The organism is Mycobacterium sp. ENV421, assembly GCF_002887815.1.
GTDB lineage: Bacteria > Actinomycetota > Actinomycetes > Mycobacteriales > Mycobacteriaceae > Mycobacterium.
This window is the reverse complement of the sequence record NZ_PDHO01000098.1, coordinates 1-2,970: the sequence shown is the minus strand read 5'-3', so window position 1 is coordinate 2,970 and position 2,970 is coordinate 1. Positions and strand designations below refer to the sequence as shown.

The following is a 2,970-nucleotide window of genomic DNA, read 5'->3' as shown; positions in this document are numbered from 1 at the left end:
CACGACGAAGCCGCGAACCGGCCGGTGCTTTTTACACCCACTTTCGGACGCGACCCCGATGTGGTCGTCATCGCTCAACGCTGAAAGGTGTTGTCGCTGTTTGTGCCCCTTCAGTTCAAGGTCGAAAGGTGATCGTCGAACTGGTAATGAGATGCGTCTGATCCGTGCTCGGCTCGGGCGGGTAGCCCTGGACGGCCCGTGGTGGTGTGTCGGGTCTTGGAATCGCGGCGAGGACCTTAGACGGCTCGGCCACTCCCCAACCGCTACTGCCGACACGCCCCACATACCGGTAAGCCTCCATATTTGGTCCGGTCGTATTCGAGTCAGTTGTCATCGGTTCGTGGTAACTGTCGGGCGTGGTAGATCGTCCAGGTGGTCAGTGCTTCTGGCCGACATGGAGCGCGGCGATGAGCGCGTGTGCGGCGGGGAAGGCCGATTTTGCTGGACCGGGCTTCGGCGCGACCGGCAGCGCCTGGCGCTGGCTGACGGCTCGACGGGTCCTGGGGGTTGAGTCGGGCTCCGCTCCCCGGAGTGGGGTTCAGAGAGCCGTCGGCGAGGGTTTGGTGGCGTACCGGGCCCAAGGCTGGGCTGCGATCTCGGCGTGGAGCTGAGTTGTGGTGTAGCTGTAGCCGAGTAGTTCGGCGACCACGGGCGGCGGAGCGTCGCTGACGAGGCTTTGCAAGGTGGTGTTCCGGGCGCCGAGCAGATCGATGCCCAGCCGTTCGAGCCTCTCCCGGATCACTTGTGGGGCAACGTGCCGGCCGGCGTTGAAACTGGGAAACAGCCACGGGCTGATGGCGATCCCACCGGCGGCTCTGAGATTGGGCCGGTTGCGGGCGTGGTGGGTGAGCATGTCTGCGAACGGCTGCGGGACCGGGATCGGCTCTCGCCCCAGTGAGATCTCTACGTCATCGTCGGTGATCGTGACCGCCGATGTCGGCAGGGCCGCGATCCTCGTTAGGGGCTGAGCGAACAGCAGCAGGAGGGTTCCGGCGACGCGGTAAGGCAGTGTTTCGGCATCCCCGGTAAGCAGCTCTCGGATCCATGCCAGACGCTGCTGCTGGGTGAGCGAGCGGCTGGGAGGAGCCTGCCGATGAGTGATATGCACTGACCTGTTCAGCTGAGCTTTCTTCGCCCAGGCCAGCAGGTTTCGGATCTTTGATCGCGTCGTGGGGCCCGATGCAAGCCACTCATCGACATCGAGTTGCAGACAGGTGGCCAGGGTGCGGTGATGGGTGCTGTGCAGCCAGGTCAGAAACTTGATGGCCTCGGTGACTTCTTGTTTGGCGTATCGCACGGCGGCCGCGGACTCTTGGCCGGGAACCGTTGTCTGACGTAGCCGCCGAAGGTGATGCCAGGTCGCGAATTGTTCGACGGGTCCACGCACCGCCGGCTCGGTTAGGACCTCGAGCTTGACTGAAAGCCATCGCTCGAACCGGGCCAGCGGTTCATCACGCTCGGGCAGCACACCGGCGTGTTCGAGCATGCTGCGCAGATGGTTGACCGCTTCGTCGGAACCGGCTTCATCGAGGCCCATGTGGGTCAACGGGATCTCCCCGTTGGCCAGACCGGTCAGCAGCCCTCGTACTCGGGGCGAGCGTTTCCAGCTCAGGATGCTTTCGGGCCGCTCCACTCGGCACAATGCCTCCACGATTGGGGCCATGGCGTCTTGGTGTTGAGCGCCGTCGATCATCAACGCCGTCAGGTCCTGGCGAAGGGAGCAGCGGGCACAGGCTCCGCGCCGGTAGAAGGCGCCGTCGGTTCCGCAGCCTCGACAGGTGAAATCACCGGGAATTCTTGCGCACGACAAGCAGATCGGCCGCCTGTTGGCATCGTCGGCGAGTCCGGCGAGGATGCCATCGTGGCCGCACTGGGGGCAGGTGCCGCGGGTTTTCATCGCTGCGTAAAAGCAGCTGTAGCATAGTTGTTCGCCGGGCCAGGATGCTCTGCGCTGGTTGGCCATTCGTTGACATCGGCTGCAGCGGAACTCGCCATCAGTGACGAGTGGGCGGCCCCGTTTGGTCGAGCGCCTGTTGGGGCTAATCGTCATCGTCGATCACCCTGACTCGCCGAGGTCGCACCGCCTTGTTGAGTTCGACGACGTTGGGTTTGGCTGCCGCCTGCGGGCCCGAGGACGCTTTGCGTCGAAGGACGTCGCTGGCGGTCACGGTCACCAGGTCCTCCACCCCGCAGCCCAAGATGTCGCATAGTGCTGCCAACATCTGTAGGGAAATCCGTTCGGGGCGTTGATGAACCACGCGATAAACCTGCGGTCGTGACAGTTGAATTCCCCGCTCCAACAACAGCGGGATGAGCTGCGTGCTGGTGTGCATTCCGCGGGCGGCCATGAGCTCGGCCAGCCTCCAGGTGTAGTCGACTTGGCGTTTCATGAACTCTCCGGGCTGGACGACAGTGCGTTCGTGATGGTGCCATCCAAGGCCCGCCGCAATGTGCTCACCCGGTAGTCACTGGACACGCAGGTGTAGAGCGACGTCGTGCTGGCATGGTCGTGGCCCATCTGGTCTTGGACGAACTTGGCGTCCCAGCCGTCTTCGATCAGGTGGGTGGCATACGAGCGGCGCAGCGAGTGCAGATCCAAACCTTCTGGCAACTCAAGATCGCGACAGTAGCGACGGAACCGGCGCAGCAGGGTGTTCTCGGCGACCAGCGTGCCTCGTTCGCTGGGGAACAGATCCAGCCCGGCGCCCATGCACGCCTGCCCGTGAGCGAGCCAGTCGGTGATCACCTCCGGAGTCCAGCTGAACACCGTGAGGACGCCGCGGCGTTTGGGCGGGGATCCCTTCTTGGCCTTGCTGTAGCGCACCTGAACGACGCCATGGCGACCGAACTCGCCGGAATGGGCATTGCGGGAGAAGTCCACCGTTTGCAGATGGCGCAGCTCGTTGAAGCGTAGCCCTTCTCCGGGGTTGCCTGACCTGTTGCGCCATGTTGCTCGACCGGGAGGATCGG

General features: G+C 63.9%; 3 protein-coding genes. All 3 read right to left on the bottom strand.

All coding sequences use genetic code 11. The annotated features are described in order from the left end of the window. Positions 1-538: 538 nt before the first annotated feature. Positions 539-1,663: a site-specific integrase gene (locus CRM90_RS29725; RefSeq protein WP_353617009.1), complete on the bottom strand. Its 1,125-nt coding sequence runs from the start codon at positions 1,661-1,663 to the stop codon at positions 539-541. Between the two features lie 376 nt (positions 1,664-2,039). Next, positions 2,040-2,390: a helix-turn-helix domain-containing protein gene (locus CRM90_RS29720; RefSeq protein ID WP_102810415.1), complete on the bottom strand. Its 351-nt coding sequence runs from the start codon at positions 2,388-2,390 to the stop codon at positions 2,040-2,042. Next, positions 2,387-2,970, bottom strand: a 584-nt coding sequence (locus tag CRM90_RS29715; RefSeq protein ID WP_142391495.1) for a tyrosine-type recombinase/integrase, incomplete at its 5' end; no start/stop codon positions are given. The genes CRM90_RS29715 and CRM90_RS29720, both read right to left, overlap by 4 nt.

What these genes read in the sequence shown, in the direction of transcription:
- CRM90_RS29720 (WP_102810415.1), bottom strand. Translation starts at nt 2,390, where the DNA reads ATGAAACGCCAAGTCGACTACACCTGGAGGCTGGCCGAGCTCATGGCC.
- CRM90_RS29725 (WP_353617009.1), bottom strand. Translation starts at nt 1,663, where the DNA reads ATGGCCCCAATCGTGGAGGCATTGTGCCGAGTGGAGCGGCCCGAAAGC.